The 19,218-nt window shown below is 68.1% G+C and carries 20 protein-coding genes; 7 read left to right on the top strand and 13 right to left on the bottom strand.

The features are described from left to right. The 4 genes from ACYP33_RS26505 to ACYP33_RS26490 all read left to right on the top strand — a co-directional run. A partial coding sequence (locus ACYP33_RS26505; protein WP_459624526.1) for a UbiH/UbiF family hydroxylase occupies nt 1-844 on the top strand: 844 nt, incomplete at its 5' end. Nucleotides 845-1,026: 182 nt separating this feature from the next. Further along, nucleotides 1,027-1,752, top strand: coding sequence for a DsbC family protein (locus ACYP33_RS26500; RefSeq protein ID WP_414443804.1), 726 nt, complete (start codon nt 1,027-1,029; stop codon nt 1,750-1,752). Nucleotides 1,753-1,857: 105 nt separating this feature from the next. Then, nucleotides 1,858-3,648, top strand: a complete 1,791-nt coding sequence (locus ACYP33_RS26495; protein WP_459624525.1) for a M61 family metallopeptidase — start codon at nt 1,858-1,860, stop codon at nt 3,646-3,648. Between the two features lie 143 nt (nt 3,649-3,791). Next, the gene (locus tag ACYP33_RS26490) at nt 3,792-4,388 is read left to right on the top strand and encodes an FMN-dependent NADH-azoreductase (protein WP_414450433.1); all 597 of its coding nucleotides are present in this window, start codon (nt 3,792-3,794) and stop codon (nt 4,386-4,388) included. A gap of 134 nt (nt 4,389-4,522) precedes the next feature. On the opposite strand, the gene ACYP33_RS26485 is transcribed toward ACYP33_RS26490, so the two are convergent. From ACYP33_RS26485 to ACYP33_RS26445, 9 genes are all read right to left on the bottom strand, one after another. After that, entirely contained in the window at nt 4,523-5,380 is an 858-nt protein-coding gene (locus tag ACYP33_RS26485; RefSeq protein WP_459624524.1) for a uracil-DNA glycosylase, read from the bottom strand. A 13-nt stretch (nt 5,381-5,393) separates the two neighbouring features. Then, complete coding sequence (locus ACYP33_RS26480; protein ID WP_459624523.1) at nt 5,394-6,032, bottom strand: CYTH domain-containing protein; 639 nt, start codon at nt 6,030-6,032, stop codon at nt 5,394-5,396. Nucleotides 6,033-6,043: 11 nt separating this feature from the next. Then, nucleotides 6,044-6,829, bottom strand: coding sequence for an indole-3-glycerol phosphate synthase TrpC (gene trpC / locus ACYP33_RS26475; protein WP_459624522.1), 786 nt, complete (start codon nt 6,827-6,829; stop codon nt 6,044-6,046). Between the two features lie 76 nt (nt 6,830-6,905). Then, the gene (gene trpD / locus ACYP33_RS26470; protein ID WP_459624521.1) at nt 6,906-7,937 is read right to left on the bottom strand and encodes an anthranilate phosphoribosyltransferase; all 1,032 of its coding nucleotides are present in this window, start codon (nt 7,935-7,937) and stop codon (nt 6,906-6,908) included. Between the two features lie 11 nt (nt 7,938-7,948). After that, the gene (locus ACYP33_RS26465) at nt 7,949-8,539 is read right to left on the bottom strand and encodes an anthranilate synthase component II (protein ID WP_459624520.1); all 591 of its coding nucleotides are present in this window, start codon (nt 8,537-8,539) and stop codon (nt 7,949-7,951) included. 13 nt (nt 8,540-8,552) lie between these two features. Next, nucleotides 8,553-10,046, bottom strand: a complete 1,494-nt coding sequence (trpE, locus tag ACYP33_RS26460; protein ID WP_414450427.1) for an anthranilate synthase component I — start codon at nt 10,044-10,046, stop codon at nt 8,553-8,555. Between the two features lie 349 nt (nt 10,047-10,395). Next, entirely contained in the window at nt 10,396-11,109 is a 714-nt protein-coding gene (locus tag ACYP33_RS26455; protein ID WP_414450426.1) for a phosphoglycolate phosphatase, read from the bottom strand. Nucleotides 11,110-11,120: 11 nt separating this feature from the next. Next, nucleotides 11,121-11,807, bottom strand: coding sequence for a ribulose-phosphate 3-epimerase (gene rpe / locus ACYP33_RS26450; RefSeq protein WP_414450425.1), 687 nt, complete (start codon nt 11,805-11,807; stop codon nt 11,121-11,123). Between the two features lie 39 nt (nt 11,808-11,846). After that, on the bottom strand, nt 11,847-12,074 hold the full coding sequence (locus ACYP33_RS26445) for a hypothetical protein (protein ID WP_459624519.1): 228 nt from the start codon (nt 12,072-12,074) through the stop codon (nt 11,847-11,849). On the opposite strand from ACYP33_RS26445, the gene apaG reads away from it, so the two are divergent. Both apaG and mltA read left to right on the top strand, forming a co-directional pair. Further along, nucleotides 12,000-12,374: a Co2+/Mg2+ efflux protein ApaG gene (gene apaG, locus ACYP33_RS26440; RefSeq protein WP_414443816.1), complete on the top strand. Its 375-nt coding sequence runs from the start codon at nt 12,000-12,002 to the stop codon at nt 12,372-12,374. The genes ACYP33_RS26445 and apaG overlap by 75 nt on opposite strands. Before the next feature lie 70 nt (nt 12,375-12,444). Continuing rightward, nucleotides 12,445-13,674: a murein transglycosylase A gene (gene mltA, locus ACYP33_RS26435; protein ID WP_414443817.1), complete on the top strand. Its 1,230-nt coding sequence runs from the start codon at nt 12,445-12,447 to the stop codon at nt 13,672-13,674. Nucleotides 13,675-13,734: 60 nt separating this feature from the next. On the opposite strand, the gene paaK is transcribed toward mltA, so the two are convergent. From paaK to paaN, 4 genes are all read right to left on the bottom strand, one after another. Then, nucleotides 13,735-15,030: a phenylacetate--CoA ligase PaaK gene (gene paaK / locus ACYP33_RS26430; RefSeq protein ID WP_459624518.1), complete on the bottom strand. Its 1,296-nt coding sequence runs from the start codon at nt 15,028-15,030 to the stop codon at nt 13,735-13,737. 48 nt (nt 15,031-15,078) lie between these two features. Beyond that, nucleotides 15,079-15,546, bottom strand: a complete 468-nt coding sequence (gene paaI, locus ACYP33_RS26425; protein ID WP_459624517.1) for a hydroxyphenylacetyl-CoA thioesterase PaaI — start codon at nt 15,544-15,546, stop codon at nt 15,079-15,081. A 1-nt stretch (nt 15,547) separates the two neighbouring features. After that, the gene (paaG, locus tag ACYP33_RS26420; RefSeq protein ID WP_459624516.1) at nt 15,548-16,339 is read right to left on the bottom strand and encodes a 2-(1,2-epoxy-1,2-dihydrophenyl)acetyl-CoA isomerase PaaG; all 792 of its coding nucleotides are present in this window, start codon (nt 16,337-16,339) and stop codon (nt 15,548-15,550) included. Nucleotides 16,340-16,433: 94 nt separating this feature from the next. Then, entirely contained in the window at nt 16,434-18,134 is a 1,701-nt protein-coding gene (gene paaN, locus ACYP33_RS26415) for a phenylacetic acid degradation protein PaaN (protein WP_459624515.1), read from the bottom strand. A 134-nt stretch (nt 18,135-18,268) separates the two neighbouring features. Here paaN and ACYP33_RS26410 point away from each other — a divergent pair, with 134 nt between their 5' ends. Further along, on the top strand, nt 18,269-19,045 hold the full coding sequence (locus ACYP33_RS26410) for an enoyl-CoA hydratase (protein ID WP_459624514.1): 777 nt from the start codon (nt 18,269-18,271) through the stop codon (nt 19,043-19,045). Nucleotides 19,046-19,218: the final 173 nt, after the last annotated feature.

Genomic DNA, 19,218 nt, shown 5'->3' with positions numbered 1-19,218 from the left:
CGAGTCGTCGGTGGTCGAGCGCGCGCTCGACGCCGCGCTGCGCTTCCAGCCGAACCTGAGCTGGATCGACACGCGCGCGCAGGGGCTCGACGTGAAGCGCGACGCGGCGGTGCTGTCGCTGGCCGACGGCAGCGTGATCTCGGCCGATCTGGTGGTGGGGGCGGACGGCGCGCATTCGTGGGTGCGCTCGCAGATGGGCGCGAACGTGCAGCGCCGCGACTATCGCCAGACCGGCGTGGTCGCCAACTTCAAGGCGTCCGAGCCGCACCGCGAAACGGCTTGCCAGTGGTTCCGCGACGGCGAGATCGTCGCGCTGCTGCCGCTGCCGGACGGCCATGTGTCGCTGGTCTGGTCGGCGCACACGGCCCATGCCGATGAACTGCTGGCACTCGATCCGGCGCAACTGGCGGCCGAGGTCGAACGCGTCACGCATCGCCAGCTCGGTACGCTCGATTGCGTGACGCCGGCCCAGGGCTTCCCGCTCGCGCTGCAGACGGTGGACAAGCTGATCGCTCCGCGCGTCGCGCTGGTCGGCGACGCCGCGCACCTGATTCACCCGCTCGCCGGCCAGGGCATGAACCTCGGCCTGCGCGACGTGGCCGCGCTGGCCGACGCGATCGGCTCGCGCGAGGCGTTCCGCGATCTCGGCGATACGGTGCTGCTGCGCCGCTACGAACGCTCGCGCCGCGAGGACATCCGCGCGCTGATGGTCGCCACCGACGGCCTGCAGCGGCTGTTCGCGTTGCCCGGCCCGGTGGCGCGCGTGGTGCGCAACACCGGCATGGCGCTGGTCGGCGCGCAGCCGTTCGTCAAACGCTGGCTGGTGGCCTCGGCGCTCGGTTGAGCGCGGGCGCCGCTGCCGCCACGGATGCCACGGATGCCACGGATGCCACGGATGCCACGCCCTCCGGCTTCGCCCCGCATGCGGCTTTCGCCGCGAAAGCCACCGGCAAAGGCGGCCGGACACGGTCCGGCCGTCGTCGTACACTACCGGTCATGCTTTGACCGCTTCCCAAGGATCACTGAATGAAAACCACCGTCCGTATCGCCGCGCTGCTGCTGGCGACCGCCGCCGCCACGCTGGGATGCACCGCGCAGGCCGATCAGACCACCGACAAGCTGAAGGCCACGCTGCAGTCGCGCCTCGGTGATGCCACCGTCAAGGGCATCGCGAAGTCGCCGATCCCGGGCCTTTACGAGGTGAATCTCGGCTCGCAGATCGTCTATAGCGATGCCGCCGGCGATTACGTCGTGCTTGGCGAGATGGTCGACACCAAAACGCGCCGCAACCTGACCGAAGCGCGCATGTCGGAAATCAACAAGGTCGATTTCGCGAGCCTGCCGCTCAACAACGCGATCAAGTACGTGAAGGGCAACGGCGCGCGCAAGATCGCCGTGTTCTCGGATCCGAACTGCCCTTACTGCAAGCGCTTCGAATCGACGCTGCGCTCGATGGACAACATCACCGTCTACACGTTCCTCTACCCGGTCCTGACGCCCGATTCGACGGTCAAGTCGAAGGCGATCTGGTGCGCGTCCGATCGCGCCAAGAGCTGGGAAAACTGGATGGTCGGCCATCAGGCGCCGACCGGCCCGGGCAACTGCGATACCTCGGCGCTCGACAAGAACCTGGCGCTGGGCCGCGGCCTGAACGTCACCGGCACGCCGACCATCATCCTGGCGGACGGCACGCGCCTGCCGGGCGCCGTGTCCGCCGACGATCTCAACGGCGCGCTCGCCAACGTCAAGTAATGCGCGCACGCACGGCCTGACCGCCCTCCGCGACGAGGCGCCGGCATCTGTCTGGCGCCTTTTTCACATGTCGAACCGTTTGCCGATTTTTTGCCGACCCCGCCGATGAAGCCGATTCGCTATTCGATCGTCCCGAAAGACCCCGCCGCCCACCTGTTCGAAGTCACGCTGACCGTCGCCGAGCCCGATCCGGCCGGCCAGCGCTTCATGCTGCCGGTGTGGATTCCGGGCAGCTACATGGTGCGCGAATTCGCGCGCAACATCGTCACGCTGCGCGCGTTCAACGAAGCCGGCCGCAAGGTCCGCATCGCCAAGGCCGACAAGCACAGCTGGCAGGCCGCGCCCGTGGCCGGGCCGCTGACGCTGCGCTATGACGTCTACGCGTGGGATCTGTCGGTGCGCGCCGCGCATCTGGACGACACCGGCGGCTTCTTCAACGGCACCAGCGTGTTCCTCGCCGTGCAGGGGCAGGAGGCCTCGCCGTGCGTGGTCGAGATCGCCAAGCCGGCCGGCGACACGGGCCGCCGCTGGCGCGTGGCCACGGCGCTGCGCGAGGCGCGCGGCACGCGCCGTCACGGCTTCGGCGAGTATCAGGCCGACGATTACGACGAGTTGATCGACCACCCGGTCACGCTCGGCGAATTCGCGCTGGCGACGTTCGAGGCGCACGGCGTGCCGCACGACGTGGTGATCGCGGGCCGTGTCGCGCGGCTCGACATGGAGCGGCTCTGCGCCGACCTGAAGCGGATCTGCGAGGCGCAGATCGCGCTGTTCGAACCGCGCACCAAAAAGGCCCCGGTGGAGCGCTACGTGTTCATGACGCAGGCCGTCAGCGACGGCTACGGCGGCCTCGAACACCGCGCGTCCACGGCGCTGATCTGCAACCGCACCGATCTGCCCGTGAAGGGGCGGTCCGAGAAGACGGACGGCTACCGCACCTATCTGGGCCTGTGCAGCCACGAGTATTTCCACACCTGGAACGTCAAGCGGATCAAGCCGGCCGCGTTCGTGCCGTACGACCTGACGCAGGAGAACTACACGTCGCTGCTGTGGTTGTTCGAGGGCTTCACGTCCTATTACGACGACCTGATGCTGGTGCGCAGCGGCCTGATGAGCCGCGACGAGTATTTCACCGCGCTCGGCCGCACGGTCGGCGGAGTGTTGCGCGGCGCGGGGCGCCTCAAGCAGAGCGTGGCGGAAAGCTCGTTCGACGCCTGGGTCAAGTATTACCGGCAGGATGAAAACGCCTCGAACGCGATCGTCAGCTACTACACCAAGGGTTCGCTCGTGGCGCTGGCGTTCGATCTGGCGATTCGCGCCGCGACCCGCAACCGCAAGTCGCTCGACGACGTGATGCGCCTGCTGTGGGCGCGCTACGGCCGCGGCTTCTATCAGGGCAAGCCGAAGGGCGTGGGCGAGGACGAGGTGGCCGCGTTGATCGCCGAGGCGACCGGCGTGGAACTCGGCCGCCTGTTCGACGACGCCGTGTCGGGCACGCGCGACCTGCCGCTGGCCGACCTGCTCGCGCCGTTCGGCGTGAACCTGACCCCGGATGCCGGCCCGCACCCGAAGCCGTCGATCGGCGCGCGTGCCCGTGCCGGCGGCGCGGATTGCACGCTGGCGGTGGTTCACGAAGGCGGCGCGGCGCATCGCGCGGGGCTGTCGGCCGGCGACGTGCTGATCGCGATCGACGGCCTGCGCGTGACCGGCTCGAACCTCGAGGCGTTGCTGGCGCGCTTCCAGCCTGGCGATCGCGTGGAGGCGCACGCCTTCCGCCGCGACGAGCTGCGCGCCACCACGCTGCGGCTCGACGCGCCCGACGTGGTGCGCTACCGGCTGCAGGCCGCCGACAAGCCGGCTGCGCATGCCTGGCAGAAGGGCTGGCTCGGCCTCTAACACGTTCGATCGCGTTTCATTCGGCGCGGATTGTCCCGCTGTTGCAACAATCCGTCGCCGGATGCCCGCTTTTTCGGGATGGCTTGCATCCGCACAATGGCTCCACTCGCGCTGCCTGCAGCGCAAACCCAACGGAGCCCGACATGACGACCATCCTGCAAATCAAATCCGCCGCCCGCTCGCAAGGCGCGCGCTCGACGCAACTGTCCGACGAACTGACCGCCAAGCTGTCGCAATCGAACCCCGGCGCGAAGGTCGTGGTTCGCGACCTGCAGGCCAACGCCCAGCCGCACCTCGACGACGCCGTGCTCGGCGCGTTCTTCACGCCGGCCGAACAGCGCAGCGCCGAACAGAACGCGCTGGTCGCTCAGAGCGACGCGCTGGTGGCCGAGCTGCAGGCCGCCGACATCATCGTGATCGCCGCACCGCTGTACAACTTCGGCATCTCCTCGCAACTGAAGACCTACTTCGACTGGATCGCCCGCGCCGGCGTGACGTTCCGCTACACCGCGAACGGCCCGGAAGGCCTGGTCACGGGCAAGAAGGTGTATGTCGTGTCGGCACGCGGCGGCAAGTACCTCGGCACGCCGAACGATACGCAAACGCCGTATCTGACCACCTTCCTCGGTTTCCTCGGCATGAAGGACGTGACGTTCATCTACGCCGAAGGCCTGAACATGGGCCCGGACGCGGAAGCAGCCTCGCTGGCCTCGGCACGCGAAGCCATCGCAGCGGTCTGACGCCGTTTTTGGCAGGCGGGTGCCCGTGCGGCGCCGGCCTGCTCGAATGAAAACAGCCCGATCGGCTTAGGCCGGTCGGGCTGTTTCGTTTTGGGGCGCATCGCGTCGTTCGGGACGGGGGCGCGCCGGAAGCGTCAGGCCAGCGTGACGGCTTCGTCGGGCAGTTGCCAGTCGATCGGCGGATTGCCGTGCTCGCCGAGGTACGCGTTCGCCAGCGCGAAATGGCGATTGCCGAGAAAGCCGCGGTGCGCCGACAGCGGCGACGGATGCGGTGATTCGAGCACGCAGTGCGCGCCGGCATCGAACAGCGCGCGCTTGGCCTGCGCGTGGGCGCCCCACAGCATGAACACCAGCCCGCGATGGCGGCGCGCCAGTTCGCGGATCAGCGTGTCGGTGCAGGCTTCCCAGCCGCGCTTGGCGTGGCTGGCGGCGGCCGCCTGCTCGACTGTCAGCACGGTGTTGAGCAGCAGCACGCCCTGACGCGCCCACGAATCGAGGCAGCCGTGCTTCGGGATGTCATGCCCGAAATTCGCGGCGATTTCCTTGAAGATGTTGCGCAGCGACGGCGGCGGCCGCACGCCGGGGGGCACCGAGAACGCGAGCCCGTGCGCTTGCGGCGTGCCGCGGTCGTCGCCGTGATACGGATCTTGACCGAGGATCACGACCTTGACCTCGTCGGGCGAGGTCAGGCGCAGCGCGCGGAACACGTCGGCCGGGTAGACGGTTTTGCCGGCCGCGCGCTCGGCATCGACGAAGCGGCACAGCGGCGCGTAGGCGTCGCTCGCGACGAACGGCGCGAGCACCTCGCGCCAGGCGGCGGGCAGCGCGTCGAATTGCGCGGCCAGCGGCTGGATCGAGGCGGCGGTGGCGTTCGGTGCGGCGGGCGGTTGTTCGGCGGCAGTGGAGGCCGCCGAATCGGGCGTGGTCTCGCCCATATCGAACAGCGAAGCCTGAGCGGCCGGCGCCGTGCGGGAGGAAGAACGGGTTGCCATGCGATATCGGGCCTCAGGCGGCGCGCAGCCGGTAGCCGCGCTGCGCCTTGCTCTGGTTGTCGGGCGCGAGGCCCGGCACGGCCGCGACGAGTTCCTCGGCCAGCGTGTGCAGCACGGCTTCGTCGCCGTCGATCAGTTCGAGCTCGATCTCCCGGATCGGCGCGCGGCGCGTCTCCACGCCGTTTTCACCCTCGACTTCAGCGACGATCTCGCCCAGATCGAGCGCGGCCTCGACGGTCGTGCCGCCGCGGCTGACGCGCCAGATCGTGCGCGCGAAATCGGTGCGGAACAGCGCGGCCAGCAACGGCGCGGCGGCGCGCAGCGCATCGGCGGCGGCCGGCACGTCGCAGGCGGCCAGCAGCGCATCGATTTCGAGCGCGTCGCCGGCGACCGGCAGTTCCCACTCGTGGCGCGTGTGCAGGCCGTTCTCGGCCGAGCCGACCGTCTTGAAGGTTTGCAGCCAGCCCTGCGGCGCGAGCCGCACGCGGATCGCGCTCTTGGCGCGCGCCAAGGCCAGCTCGGGCGTGTCGTAATAGACGTTGGCGAGCTGGATCTCGCGGCCCGCCGTGCCGGCGCAGGCGTCGAGCGCGCGGCGCGCGGCCGCTTCGCCGCCTTCGGGCAGCGCGAGCTTGATTTCGGTTTCGATGGCCATGGGCGTGCGCGTCAGAAGAACATCCGGGCGAGTTCCTCGCCCGGCTGATCGGCGCGCATGAACGCCTCGCCCACCAGGAACGTGTGCACGTCGGCCGCCTGCATGCGTTCGACGTCGGCGCGCGAGAGGATCGCCGATTCGGTCACGACGATGCGGTCGGCCGGCACCATGTCGAGCATGCCGAGGGTGGTTTCGAGGGTGGTTTCGAAGGTGCGCAGGTTGCGGTTGTTGATGCCGAGCAGCGGCGTCTTGAGCGTCAGCGCCTCGGTCAGTTCCTCGCGGTTGTGCACTTCGACCAGCACCGCCAGCCCCAGCGAATGCGCATAGGCTTCGAGGTCCTGCATCAGCGGCGTGTCGAGCGCGGCGGCGATCAGCAGGATCGCGTCGGCGCCCATCGCGCGGGCTTCGAGGATCTGATACGGATCGACCATGAAATCCTTGCGCAGCACCGGCAGCGCGCAGGCCGCCCGCGCCTGCTCGAGATAGCGTGCGCTGCCCTGGAAGAATTGCTCGTCGGTCAGCACCGACAGGCAGGCCGCGCCGTGTTGCGCGTACGAAGCGGCGATCTCGGCCGGCACGAAGTGCTCGCGGATCACGCCCTTCGACGGGCTGGCCTTCTTGACCTCGGCGATCACGGCCGGCTGGCCGGCCGCATGTTTGGCGCGCAGCGCGCCGACGAAATCGCGCAGGTCGCGCGTTTCGGCTTCGAGTTTCAGCGCTTCGAGCGGCGTGCTGCGCAGGGCGGCGGCCACTTCCTGGCGTTTGACGTCGATGATTCGGTTGAGGATGTCGCTCATGGAACTCTGACGGCGGGCCGTCCGGTAGGTTGGCCGACCGGCTGGCCGGTCGGCGGGCAAGAGGGCAGCGCTCGGTTCAGCGCTTGAATTGCTGCGTGAAGCGTACCAGTTCGTCGACCTTGGCGCGGGCCGCGCCGCTCGCGATCACTTCGCGAGCCAGCACGATGCCGTCGGCGATCGACGGCGCGACGTTCGCCGAATACAGCGCCGTGCCGGCGTTCAGCGTGACGATCTCGCGCGCCACGCCCGGCGTGTTGTCGAGCGCGTCGAGCAGCATCACGCGCGATTCGTCGGCGTTTTCGACCTTCAGCGAGCGGTTCGACACCATTTGCAGGCCGAAATCCTCGGGATGGATCTCGTACTCGGTGACCTTGCCGTCGCGCAGCTCGCCCACCAGCGTGGCCGCGCCGAGCGACACTTCATCCATGCCGTCCTTGCCGTACACCACCAGCACGTGCTCGGCGCCGAGCCGTTGCATCACGCGTACCTGGATGCCGACCAGATCGGGGTGGAACACGCCCATCAACTGGTTGGGCGCGCCGGCCGGGTTGGTCAGCGGGCCGAGGATGTTGAAGAGGGTCCGCACGCCGAGTTCGCGGCGCACCGCCGCGATGTTCTTCATCGCCGGATGGTGGTTCGGCGCATACATGAAGCCCATGCCGGTCGCCTCGATCGAGGCGGCCACCTGCTCGGGTTCCAGGTCGATGTTCACGCCGAGCGCGTCGAGCACGTCCGCGCTGCCCGACTTGCTCGACACGCTGCGGTTGCCGTGCTTGGCCACCTTCGCGCCGGCCGCGGCCGACACGAACATGGTCGCGGTGGAGATGTTGAAGGTATTCGAGCCGTCGCCGCCGGTGCCGACGATATCGACGAAGTTCGAGTTGTCCGCCACCTCCACGTGACGCGCGAATTCGCGCATCACCGTGGCCGCCGCGGCGATCTCTCCGATCGTTTCCTTCTTCACGCGCAGGCCGGTGATGATCGCGGCGGCCATCACGGGCGACATGTCGCCGCGCATGATCATCCGCATCAGGTGCAGCATTTCGTCGTGGAAGATCTCGCGATGCTCGATCGTGCGTTGCAGCGCTTCCTGCGGCGTAATCGTCATGTCGCCCCCGCTCATGCCGGTTGGGCCGCGTGCGCGCGTGCCTGTTTCAGGAAGTTCTGCAGCAGCGCGTGGCCGTGCTCGGACAGGATCGATTCGGGGTGGAACTGCACGCCCTCGATCGGCAGCGTCTTGTGGCGCACGCCCATGATTTCGCCGTCCTCGGTCCAGGCCGAGATTTCGAGGCAGTCGGGCAGCGATTCGCGCTCGATCGCCAGCGAGTGGTAGCGCGTCACGTCGAAGTGCCGGGGCAGGTCGGCGAACACGCCGCGGCCGTCGGTTTCGATGCGGCTCACCTTGCCGTGCATGATGGTCTTGGCGCGGATCACGCGGCCGCCGAACGCCTCGCCGATCGCCTGATGGCCGAGACACACGCCGAGAATCGGCTTCCTGCCGGCGAATTCGCGCAGCACGCCGAGCGTGATGCCCGCGTGCTGCGGGTTGCTCGGGCCGGGCGACAGGCAGATCGCCTCGGGATCGAGCGTGGCGATCGCGTCGAGCGTGATCTCGTCGTTGCGGTGGGTCTGGACGTCTTCGCCGAGTTCGCCGAAGTACTGGACCAGGTTGTAGGTAAACGAATCGTAGTTGTCGATCATCAGAAGCATGGTCAGTCTCCGTTCAGAAGTCGCTGTCGAGGCCGTCCTGCACCTGTTCCGCCGCGCGCAGCACGGCGCGCGCCTTGTTTTCCGTTTCCTGCCATTCCGACTCGGGCACCGAATCGGCCACCACGCCGGCGGCGGCCTGCACGTACAGGTTGCCGTTGTGGATCAGGCCGGTGCGGATCGCGATCGCGAGATCCATCTCGCCGGAGAACGACAGATAGCCGACGGCGCCGCCGTACAGGCCGCGCTTGACCGGCTCCAGCTCGTCGATCAGCTCCATCGCGCGCACCTTCGGCGCACCCGACAGCGTGCCGGCCGGGAACGTCGCGCGCAGCACGTCGTAGTTGGTCATGCCGGGCTTCAGCGTGCCTTCCACCGAGCTGACGATGTGCTGCACGTGCGAATACTTCTCGATGATCATCTTGTCGGTCACGACCACCGAGCCGGTGGTGGCGATGCGGCCGACGTCGTTGCGCGCCAGGTCGATCAGCATGACGTGCTCGGCCACTTCCTTCGGATCGTTGAGCAGCTCGGTGGCGAGCGCGGCGTCGCGTTCCGGCGTGTTGCCGCGCGGGCGGGTGCCGGCCAGCGGGCGGATCGTGACGATCCGGTCCTCGCCGCGCTGTTCCTGACGCACCAGGATTTCCGGCGATGCGCCCACCACGTGGCAATCGCCGAAGTTGTAGTAGTACATGTACGGCGACGGGTTCAGCGAGCGCAGCGCGCGGTACAGCGACAGCGGGTTGTCGCGATACGGCTTGGACAGGCGCTGGCCGACCTGAATCTGCATCAGCTCGCCCTCGGCGATGTATTCCTTCGCCTTCAGCACGGCCGCCAGGTAGTCGTCCTTCTTGAATTCGCGGAACGTTTCGGTGCGCACGCTCGGCGAGGTGACGGGCGGCTGCACCGTCGCATGCAGGCGCTGCTTCAGCTCGCGCAGGCGCTGCTTGGCCTTCGAGAACGCCTCGGGGCGCGTCGGGTCGGCGTAGATGATCAGGTAGAGCTTGCCGGCCAGGTTGTCGATGACCGCCACTTCCTCGGTCAGCAGCAACTGGATGTCGGGCAGTTGCAGATCGTCGTGGGGGGCCGAGTCGGCGAGCTTCTTCTCGATGTAGCGCACGGCGTCGTAGCCGAAGTAGCCGGCCAGGCCGCCGCAAAAGCGCGGCAGGCCCGGCAGCAGCGCCACCTTGTAGCGCGCCTGGAACTGCTCGATGAAGGCGAACGGATCGCTGTCGTGGGTTTCGACCACCTGGCCGTCGGTCACCACCTCCGACACGCCGTTGCGGGTGCGCAGCAGCGTGCGCGCCGGCAGGCCGATGAACGAGTAGCGGCCGAAGCGTTCGCCGCCGACCACCGATTCGAGCAGGAACGAATTGGCGCCGCCGCGCTCGGTTTGCGCAAGCTTCAGGTACAGCGAAAGCGGGGTTTCGAGATCGGCGAGCGCCTCCGCGATCAGCGGAATGCGGTTATAGCCTTGATTCGCGAGCGATTGGAATTCGAGTTCGGTCATGTTCCGGTCCTGTGGGGACGAGCGGCAATGCGTGCCAGTGGAAACGCGGGCGCTGCGCGGCGGGCCGGAGGGCGGGGTGCGGTCAGTGCCTGACCGGCTTGCGCTGCCGCCGGGCGATGTGCCGATACACGTTCCCGGCGCCCGGACGCGAGGCGTGCGGAGCGGGGGACAGCGGGCACATCGATTGACGGAGCGCGGATCGCGCAGCAAAACAAAAAACGGATGCCGAAGACAGGCTTCGGCGAACCTCGACGAGGTTAGCGCGACCAGCGACGCCAGGGCCAGGCTCCCCGGTCGATGCTGCTCAGACTCCGTTTTTTGTTCAGAAACATGCGGATGGAAGATTAAATCAGAGGGTTTGCTCGGTCGCATTGTGCGCGGTGATGACCTGCGCCGCGACGAGCAGCGAGCCGACTATACCATCCGAATTTATCGTTTGTATAGCGTTGCCGTGGTTGTAGCCGTAAGGCACCGTCAGCGTCGCGAGGCCCGCCGCGCGGCCCGCCAGCGCATCGTTTTCGGAGTCGCCGATGGCCACCGCCAGCGCCGGTTCGACGCCGAGCCGCTCGCAGGCGGTCAGCATCGGCAGCGGGTCCGGCTTCTTGCGCGGCAGGCTGTCGCCGCCGAGCACCACGCCGAAATGGCCGTCGAGCCGGTATTGCGCGAGCAGTTCCACCGCGAAGCGATACGGCTTGTTGGTCACGCAGGCGAGCGCCAGGCCCGCTTCGCGCATCGCCAGCAGGCCGGTTTCGACGTCGGGATAGAGCTGCGTGTGACGGCCGTTGATGGTTGCGTATTCGGCCTGGTAGAGCTCCAGCGCTTCCTCGAAGCGTGCCTGCGCCTCGGCTTCGCCGAAGCGCGGCTTGAGCACCTGCGCGATCAGGTTCTCGGAACCCTTGCCGACGTAGTTCATGACCTCGTCGCGCTGCGTGGCGCGCGCGCCGATCCGCGCCAGCATCGCGTTGAGGGCCGCCGTGAAATCGTCGGCGGTGTCGATCATGGTGCCGTCGAGATCGATCAGCGCGGCGGCCAGCCGCGGCGAGGCGAAGCGGATCGTCGTCATCGCCGTGCGCCTCAGGCCTTGACCGTGCCGGCGAGCTGCGTGCGCATCTCGTCGATCACCGCCTTGTAGTCGGGCTTGCCGAAGATCGCCGAGCCGGCCACGAAGGTGTCCGCGCCGGCGGCGGCGATTTCCGCGATGTTGTCGACCTTCACGCCGCCGTCCACTTCGAGGTGGATCTCGCGGCCGGTGCGTTCGCGGTAGGCGTCGATCTTGGCGCGCGCCTCGCGAATCTTGCGCAGCGATTCGGGGATGAACGACTGGCCGCCGAAGCCCGGGTTCACCGACATGATCAGCACCAGGTCGAGCCGGTCCATTACATGGTCGAGATAGTTGAGCGGCGTGGCCGGGTTGAACACCAGGCCGGCCTTGCAGCCGTGATCCTTGATCAGCGACAGCGTGCGGTCGATGTGGTCCGAGCCTTCCGGGTGGAAGCTGATCACGTTCGCGCCGGCCTTGGCGAAGTCGGGCACGATCCGGTCGACCGGGCGCACCATCAGGTGCACGTCGATCGGCACGTCCACGTGCGGGCGGATCGCCTCGCAGACAAGCGGGCCGATCGTCAGGTTCGGCACGTAATGGTTGTCCATCACGTCGAAGTGGATCCAGTCGGCGCCGGCGGCGACGACGTTGCGGACTTCCTCGCCGAGGCGGGCGAAGTCGGCCGAGAGAATGCTGGGAGCGATGCGGAATTGCGTCATGGCGGTAGGGGGACGTGCGTTTTATGCGAAACCGCCATTCTACCGCCGCCGGCCGGGGCCGCCGCCCGCCCGCGGCCCCGCTGTTGCGGCCGTGGGCCGCATCAAGCAGAATGCCGAACCAGTGCGGGCCGGCTGGCGGCGGCCTGGCGCGGCGCCGTGCCGGCGTCGCTCGACCTTCGAAGCGGGATAGCCATGAGCCAGTATGAATTCAGCGTGACGGTGAAGACCGCCTATTTGACGGAACAATCCGACCCCGAACGTCGTCAATATGCATTTGCCTACACGCTGACCATCGTCAATTCCGGCCAGGTGCCGGCGCAACTGATCGCGCGTCACTGGGTGATCACGGACAGCGATCAGAAAGTGCAGGAAGTGAAGGGGCTCGGCGTGGTCGGCCATCAGCCGCTCTTGAAACCGGGCGAGCAATTCGAATACACGAGCTGGGCGGTCATCGAAACGCCGGTCGGCACGATGCGCGGCGCGTATTTCTGCGTGGCGGAGGACGGCGAGCGCTTCGAGGCGCCGGTTGCGGAGTTCGCGCTGCACATGCCGCGCACGCTGCATTGAGCCTCAACGCTGGCGCGGCTCGTCGTGGCGCGTGCGGGCTTTCTTCTTGCCGGACGCGGTCCAGAGCACGATGAAAATCAGCAAACCGAGCGCCAGCAGCGATTCCAGCGCAAAAACCAGCATCGGGTATTCGTCGAACAGATCAGACATGGCGGCTTCCATCAAGTACGAGCATTGTAGGTGGTTCGGGCCGCGGCTTGCCGGTTGGGCAGCCGCGATCGCAACGGCGGCCCTGCTGGCCGCGTGCGGTAGCGCGCCCGTGCGTCATGCGCGGCCGCCCGCCACCGGCGCGGCGATCGTGCCGGGGCAGACGGCCTCCGAGCGGCTCACGCCGGTGGCGTGGCAGCAGGTGCCGGGCTGGGACGATGATGCGCTGATCGGCGCGACCATCGCCTTGCGGCAGAATTGCACGCGGCTCGCGCGGGCCGCGAACTGGCGCCGCGCCTGCGACGCCGCGAACCGGCTCGACGATCTCGACCTCACCGGCGCGCGCAGCTTCTTCGAAACGTATTTCACGCCTTATCAGTTTGCCAATGGCGACGGCACGCTCGATGGCCTCGTGACCGGCTATTACGAGCCGCTGCTGCACGGCTCGCGGGTGCGGCGCGGCCCGTATCAGACCGCCCTGTACCGCTGGCCGAGCAGCTATCGTGCCGGAACGCCGCTGCCGGCGCGCGCGCAGCTCGAACGCGCGGGCGTGCTGAACGGCAACGAACTGGTGTGGGTCGACGATCCGATCGAGGCGTTTTTCCTGCAAGTGCAGGGCTCGGGCCGCGTGATTCTCGACGACGGCACCGTGATGCGGGTCGGTTTCGGCGGCACCAACAACCAGCCGTATCGCTCGATCGGCAAATGGCTGCTCGATCACGGCGAACTGACGCCGGGGCAGGCCACCATGCAGGGCATCAAGGCCTGGGCGCGCGCCAATCCCACGCGCCTCGACGCGCTGCTCGACACCAACCCGCGCTTCGTGTTCTTCCGGGACATGGCGTCGGCCGAAGGCGCGCCGAACGGCGGCGCGGATGGCCCGATCGGCGCGCTCGGCGTGCCGTTGACGGCCGAGCGCTCGATCGCCGTCGATCCGTCGTTCATCCCGCTCGGCACGCCGGTGTTCCTGCAGACCACCCGCCCGCTGACCAATACGCCGATGAATCGCCTCGTGTTCGCGCAGGACACCGGTTCGGCGATCAAGGGCGGCGTGCGCGCCGACTACTTCTGGGGCCTCGGCGACGACGCGGGCGATCTGGCCGGCCGCATGAAGCAGGTCGGGCGGATGTGGCTGCTGCTGCCGAATTCGTGATGTCCGGCCGGGGCGCCGCGGCAACCGGCGCCCCGTGTTGCCTTCCTTTCGCGCCGGTGTTCACCGGCGCTTGTCCACCACCCGCCGTGCCTTGCCGACCGATCGCTCGATGCCGTTGACCGGCAGCACGTTGACGATCGCGCTCACCCCGATCAACGCCTTGATGTCGTAGGCCAGCGCCTGCCGTGCCGTATCGAGCAAGGCGGCCTCGGCCTGGGCGAGGGGGCAGGGTTCGACGTTCAGCGTCATCACGTCGAGCGGGCCGTCGCGCGTCAGCACGATCTGGTAATGCGGCGCGAGCACGCGCTGCTTCAGAAGCTGCTCCTCGATCTGCGTCGGGAACACGTTCACGCCGCGGATGATCATCATGTCGTCCGAGCGGCCGGTGATCTTTTCCATGCGCCGCATCGTGCGCGCCGTGCCGGGCAGCAGCCGCGACAGGTCGCGCGTGCGATAGCGCACGATCGGCAGCGCTTCCTTGGTCAGCGAGGTGAACACCAGTTCGCCGAGCTCGCCGTCGGGCAACACCTCACCGGTCAGCGGATCGACGATCTCCGGGTAGAAGTGATCCTCCCAGATCGTCGGCCCATCCTTGGTTTGCACGCATTCCGACGCCACGCCGGGGCCGATCACCTCCGACAGCCCGTAGATGTCAACCGCATCGATGCCGGCGCGCTGCTCGATCGCCGTGCGCATTTCGTTGGTCCACGGCTCCGCGCCGAAGATGCCGATCCGCAGCGACGCGTCGCGCGGGTCCAGCCCCTGGCGTTCCATCTCGTCGGCGATCGAGAGCATGTAGCTCGGCGTGACCATGATGATGTCGGGCCGGAAATCGCGGATCACCTGCACCTGTTTTTCGGTCTGACCGCCGCCGAACGGAATCACCGTCAGGCCCGCGCGCTCCGCGCCGTAATGCGCGCCGAGGCCGCCCGTGAACAGGCCGTAGCCGTAGCTCACGTGCACCTTGTCGCCGGTGCGTGCGCCGGCCGCGCGGATCGAGCGGGCCACCAGGTTGGCCCAGGTGTCGATGTCGCGCGCCGTGTAGCCGACCACGGTCGGCTTGCCGGTCGTGCCCGACGACGCGTGAATGCGCGCGACGCGCTCCTGGGGCACCGCGAACATGCCGAACGGGTAGTTGTCGCGCAGGTCGCTCTTGGTCGTGAACGGGAAGCGCGCGAGGTCGGCCAGCGTGCGCAGGTCGCCCGGGTGCGCGCCCGCTTCGTCGAACTTGCGCCGGTAGACCGGCGAATGCGCATAGGCGTGCGCGAGCGACCAGCGCAGGCGGTCGAGCTGCAGCGCCTGCAATTCGTCGCGGCTGGCGGTCTCGATCGGTTCGAGCGGAAGCGGGGCGTTCATCGATGTCTCCGGATCGGATTCTGGCGGGGGCGGGCCGTGCCGCCGCGCTCAATGCGCTGCGTTGTTATCGGTGGGAATCACGTTGCCGGCGATCCGCGCCGACTTGCCGCGAAACATCGCCACCGTTTCGCCGGCGCGGTTCGTCACGCGGATATCGTAGATGCCGTGCCGCCCGGCCAGCGTCTGCTCGACCGCCTCGGCCGTCAGCACGTCGCCTTCCGGCACCGGGCGCAGGAACTCGATCGCGCAGCCGGCCGCGACCGTATTGAGGTTGTGCGAGTTGCAGGCGAACGCGAACGCCGAATCGGCCAGCGTGAAGATCAGGCCGCCGTGGCAGGTGCGATGGCCGTTCAGGAACGCGGGGCGCACCGTCATGCGCATGCGCGCGCGGCCTGGCCCGATGTCGAGCAATTCGATGCCGAGCGCGCGCGTGCAGGCATCGGCCGCGTACATCGCGTCGGCGGCGGCGCGGGCGAGCGCATCGGGGTCGGCGGGCGAAGTTTGGGCCGTGGTCATCTCAACGCCCCTCGAAACGCGGTGCGCGCCGGGCCATGAACGCCGCGACGCCTTCCGCATAGTCGTGCGATTGCCCCAGCTCGCGTTGCAGGTCGCGCTCCAGATCGAGTTGCCGATCGAGCGGGTTCGTCATGCCGGCGCGCATCGCCTGCTTGATCGCGGCGATCGCGCGCGTGGGCTGGCGGGCCAGCTCGGTGGCCAGCGCGGCGGCGGTGGCGGCGAGCGCATCGTCGTCGACGGCGCGCCAGATCATTCCCCAGTCGGCGGCCTGTTCGGCGCCGAGCTTGTCGCCCGTCAGCGCCAGCCCGAGCGCGCGTGCGAAACCGACGCGCTGCGGCAGGAACCAGGTTCCGCCTGAATCTGGCACCAGACCGATCTTCACGAACGACTGGATGAAGCTGGCCGATTTCGCGGCCAGCACGAGGTCGCAGGCCAGCGCGAGATTCGCGCCGGCGCCGGCCGCCGTGCCGTTGACGGCCGCGATCACCGGCAGCGGCAACGCCTGAAGGCGACGCACGAGCGGGTTGAAATGCGCGTCGATCAGCGCGCCGAGATCGGTCGACGCGCCCGGCGTGAAATCGAGGTCGGCCAGATCCTGGCCCGCGCAGAAGCCGCGGCCGGCGCCGGTCAGCACCAGCGCACGCGCGTGGCTCGCCTCGGCAGCGTCGAGCGCCGCGGCCAGTTCGGCGTGCATCGCGCGGGTGAAGCTGTTGAGCTTGTCGGGGCGGTCGAGCGTGATCGTCGCAACCTGCGTCGCGTCATCGAGCGCGAACCGGATCGTGTCGTACGGCATCGAGTGTCTCCTCCACGTCGTGGATGGCCGGCGGCGTGCGTCGGCCCGGATGCGTCTGGTTTCCTGAAAAAACGATTCGGCTTGCGGTGGGTGCTCAGGCGGCGCTTGTAGTGCTTTCGGCGCGCGGCTCCACATGACGCCGGCTCTGCACCACGCGGAAGCGGTTCGCGACGAAGGCCGCGTCGGCCAGCGCCGCATTCGCGGCCGGGTTTGCGCCGGTGCCGTGGAAATCCGAGAACGCCGCCGACTGGTTGACGAATACGCCCCCCGTCAGATTGATCGACAACGCGACGCCGCCGCGGATCGCCGCATCGTGGGCGCGGTCGAGCACGGCTTCGTCGGTGCTGTACACCGACAGCGTCAGCGCGCCGCATTCGGCCGCGATGCCGCCGGCCAGTTCGAGCGAGTGCGCCGTCGAATCGGTGGCGATCACGAACGAGATCGGGCCGAACCATTCGCGCGTATAGGTGCCGCGTTCGCTGGCGTCGAGTTGCAGTACCAGCGGCGTGCGCACGCGCGCCTGCGGGTGGGCGGGGTGGTCGAGCGGCTGGCTGTCGGCCAGCACCTTGCCGAGCGCGCGGGCTTCGTCGATGCGCGCCGTCACGCCGTCGTTCTGGATCGCGCCGAGCAGTTCGACGGCGCGGGCCGGATCGGCCACGAGCTTCTGCACCGCGGCGCCGATCGCCTGCGCTACCTCGTCGAAGCCGACCCGGCCGTCCGGCGTGCGGATTCCGTCGCGCGGCACATAGATGTTCTGCGGCGCCGTGCACATCTGGCCCGAGTAGAGCGCAAGCGAGAACGCGATGTTGCGCGCGGCGGCTTTCAGGTCGTCCACCGAGTCGATCACGATCTGGTTGACGCCGGCCTTCTCTGTATACACATGGGCCTGATGCGCATGGCGTTCGAGCCAGTCGCCGTGCTGCGTGCTGCCGGTGAAGTCGATCAGACGGATCTCGGGGCGTACCGCCAGCGCTTCGACCAGCGCGCCGTCGTCGGGGGCGGTGGCCAGCAGCGTGATGACGTTCGGATCGAAGCCGGCTTCGCGCAACACCTCGCGTGCGATGCGCACGGTCAGCGCGAGCGGCAGGATCGCGCCCGGATGCGGCTTGACGATCGCCGTATTGCCGGTGGCCAGGTCCGCGAACAGGCCGGGGTAGCCGTTCCAGGTGGGGAAGGTGCAGCAGCCGAGCACGAGGCCGGTGCCGCGCGGAACGATTGCGTAGCGCTTGTGCATCGCAAGCGGCGGGTTCTTGCCTTGCGGTTTTTCCCAGTGCGCGTCGGCCGGGATCTTGCGCAGTGCGTCCCAGGCGTAGGCCACCGCTTCGAGCGCGCGGTCCTGAGCATGCGGCCCGCCCGCCTGGAACGCCATCATGAAGGCCTGGCCGGTGGTGTGCATCACTGCGTGGGCGATTTCGAAGCTGGCCCGGTTGAGCCGCGCGAGGATTTCAAGGCTCACGCCCACCCAGGCGCTCGGGCCGGCCGCACGCCAGCCCGGCTGCGCGGCGGCGGCCGCCGAGATCAGTTCGTCGGGCGAGGATTGCGGATAGCGGATGCCGAGCGGAAAGCCGAACGGCGACACTTCCGCGCCGACCTGTCCGCCCGACGCCGGCTGGTCGAGCGCGAAGGGCTTGTCGAGCTGGGCCTGGAAGGCCGCCTCGCCCTCGGCCGCGGCGCTTTCCCCGTACACTTTGGGACTGGGCATTTCGGCGAACGGGCTCCAATAGGCGCGAGTCTCGATGGCCGACAGCGCCTGTTGCAGCGTGGCTTCGTGCTTCGTGAACAAAGGATGGGTCATGACGGCAGCCTGATGGAAGTGGGAAGCCGGTCGCCCGAAAGCAATTAATTAACCGACCGGTTGGTCGGCAAATGTTAGCATTGTTCTCCGCGTGTGTGCGCGGAGCCTGGCGTTTCTTTAATGAGGAGACATCGATGGATTACGAGAACATCCTGGTGGAGACGCGCGGCCGCGTCGGCCTGATCACGTTGCACCGCCCGAAGGCGCTGAACGCGCTGAACGATGCGCTGATGGACGAGCTCGGCGCGGCGCTGAAGGCCTTCGACGCCGACGACGAGATCGGCGCGATCGTGCTGACCGGCAGTGAAAAGGCGTTCGCTGCGGGCGCCGATATCGGGATGATGGCTAAGTATTCCTATATGGATGTCTACAAGGGCGACTACATCACGCGCAATTGGGAGACGATCCGCCAGATCCGCAAGCCGGTGATTGCGGCGGTGGCCGGTTTCGCACTGGGCGGCGGCTGCGAGCTGGCGATGATGTGCGACATCATCATCGCGGCCGACACGGCGAAGTTCGGTCAGCCGGAAATCCGCCTGGGCGTGATGCCGGGCGCGGGCGGCACGCAGCGCCTGCCGCGTGCGGTGTCGAAGGCCAAGGCGATGGACATGTGCCTGACCGCGCGCTTCATGGAAGCCGACGAAGCCGAGCGTGCCGGGCTGGTGTCGCGCGTGGTGCCGGCGGCGGCGCTGCTCGACGACGCGTTGGCGGCGGCCACCACCATCTCGGAGTTCTCGCTGCCGGCCGTCATGATGATCAAGGAATCGGTGAACCGCGCCTACGAGACGACGTTGGCCGAGGGCGTGCAATTCGAGCGCCGCATGTTCCATTCGCTGTTCGCGACCGAGGATCAGAAGGAAGGGATGGCCGCGTTCGTCGAGAAGCGCAAGCCGGCGTTCAAGCATCGTTGAGCGCCGGGCGACCGATTTTCGGTCGCATTTTTTGACGTTTTCGTTTGAGATCAAAGGCTTGTCATAAAGGGCGCCGCGCGAGCGGCGCCCTTTATGCATTTTCTTTGCGAAAACGCTTGCACGAAGCGGGATGGGTGCTTAGAATTCGGCCTCTCTCGCGATGACGGAAACGC

The organism is Burkholderia sp. 3C (assembly GCF_054589155.1).
The sequence above is the reverse complement of the archived record's forward strand: the minus strand, read 5'-3'. Positions and strand labels throughout refer to the sequence as shown.

Bases quoted from the DNA above. Each gene is read 5' to 3' on its own strand.
- ACYP33_RS26410 (WP_459624514.1), top strand. From the start codon at position 18,269: ATGGATTACGAGAACATCCTGGTGGAGACGCGCGGCCGCGTCGGCCTG.
- trpC (WP_459624522.1), bottom strand. From the start codon at position 6,829: ATGAGCGACATCCTCAACCGAATCATCGACGTCAAACGCCAGGAAGTG.
- ACYP33_RS26500 (WP_414443804.1), top strand. From the start codon at position 1,027: ATGAAAACCACCGTCCGTATCGCCGCGCTGCTGCTGGCGACCGCCGCC.
- trpE (WP_414450427.1), bottom strand. From the start codon at position 10,046: ATGACCGAACTCGAATTCCAATCGCTCGCGAATCAAGGCTATAACCGC.
- paaG (WP_459624516.1), bottom strand. From the start codon at position 16,339: ATGCCGTACGACACGATCCGGTTCGCGCTCGATGACGCGACGCAGGTT.
- paaK (WP_459624518.1), bottom strand. From the start codon at position 15,030: ATGAACGCCCCGCTTCCGCTCGAACCGATCGAGACCGCCAGCCGCGAC.
- mltA (WP_414443817.1), top strand. From the start codon at position 12,445: ATGAAAATCAGCAAACCGAGCGCCAGCAGCGATTCCAGCGCAAAAACC.
- apaG (WP_414443816.1), top strand. From the start codon at position 12,000: ATGAGCCAGTATGAATTCAGCGTGACGGTGAAGACCGCCTATTTGACG.
- ACYP33_RS26490 (WP_414450433.1), top strand. From the start codon at position 3,792: ATGACGACCATCCTGCAAATCAAATCCGCCGCCCGCTCGCAAGGCGCG.
- ACYP33_RS26455 (WP_414450426.1), bottom strand. From the start codon at position 11,109: ATGACGACGATCCGCTTCGCCTCGCCGCGGCTGGCCGCCGCGCTGATC.
- trpD (WP_459624521.1), bottom strand. From the start codon at position 7,937: ATGACGATTACGCCGCAGGAAGCGCTGCAACGCACGATCGAGCATCGC.
- ACYP33_RS26465 (WP_459624520.1), bottom strand. From the start codon at position 8,539: ATGCTTCTGATGATCGACAACTACGATTCGTTTACCTACAACCTGGTC.
- ACYP33_RS26495 (WP_459624525.1), top strand. From the start codon at position 1,858: ATGAAGCCGATTCGCTATTCGATCGTCCCGAAAGACCCCGCCGCCCAC.
- paaI (WP_459624517.1), bottom strand. From the start codon at position 15,546: ATGACCACGGCCCAAACTTCGCCCGCCGACCCCGATGCGCTCGCCCGC.
- paaN (WP_459624515.1), bottom strand. From the start codon at position 18,134: ATGACCCATCCTTTGTTCACGAAGCACGAAGCCACGCTGCAACAGGCG.
- ACYP33_RS26485 (WP_459624524.1), bottom strand. From the start codon at position 5,380: ATGGCAACCCGTTCTTCCTCCCGCACGGCGCCGGCCGCTCAGGCTTCG.
- ACYP33_RS26480 (WP_459624523.1), bottom strand. From the start codon at position 6,032: ATGGCCATCGAAACCGAAATCAAGCTCGCGCTGCCCGAAGGCGGCGAA.
- rpe (WP_414450425.1), bottom strand. From the start codon at position 11,807: ATGACGCAATTCCGCATCGCTCCCAGCATTCTCTCGGCCGACTTCGCC.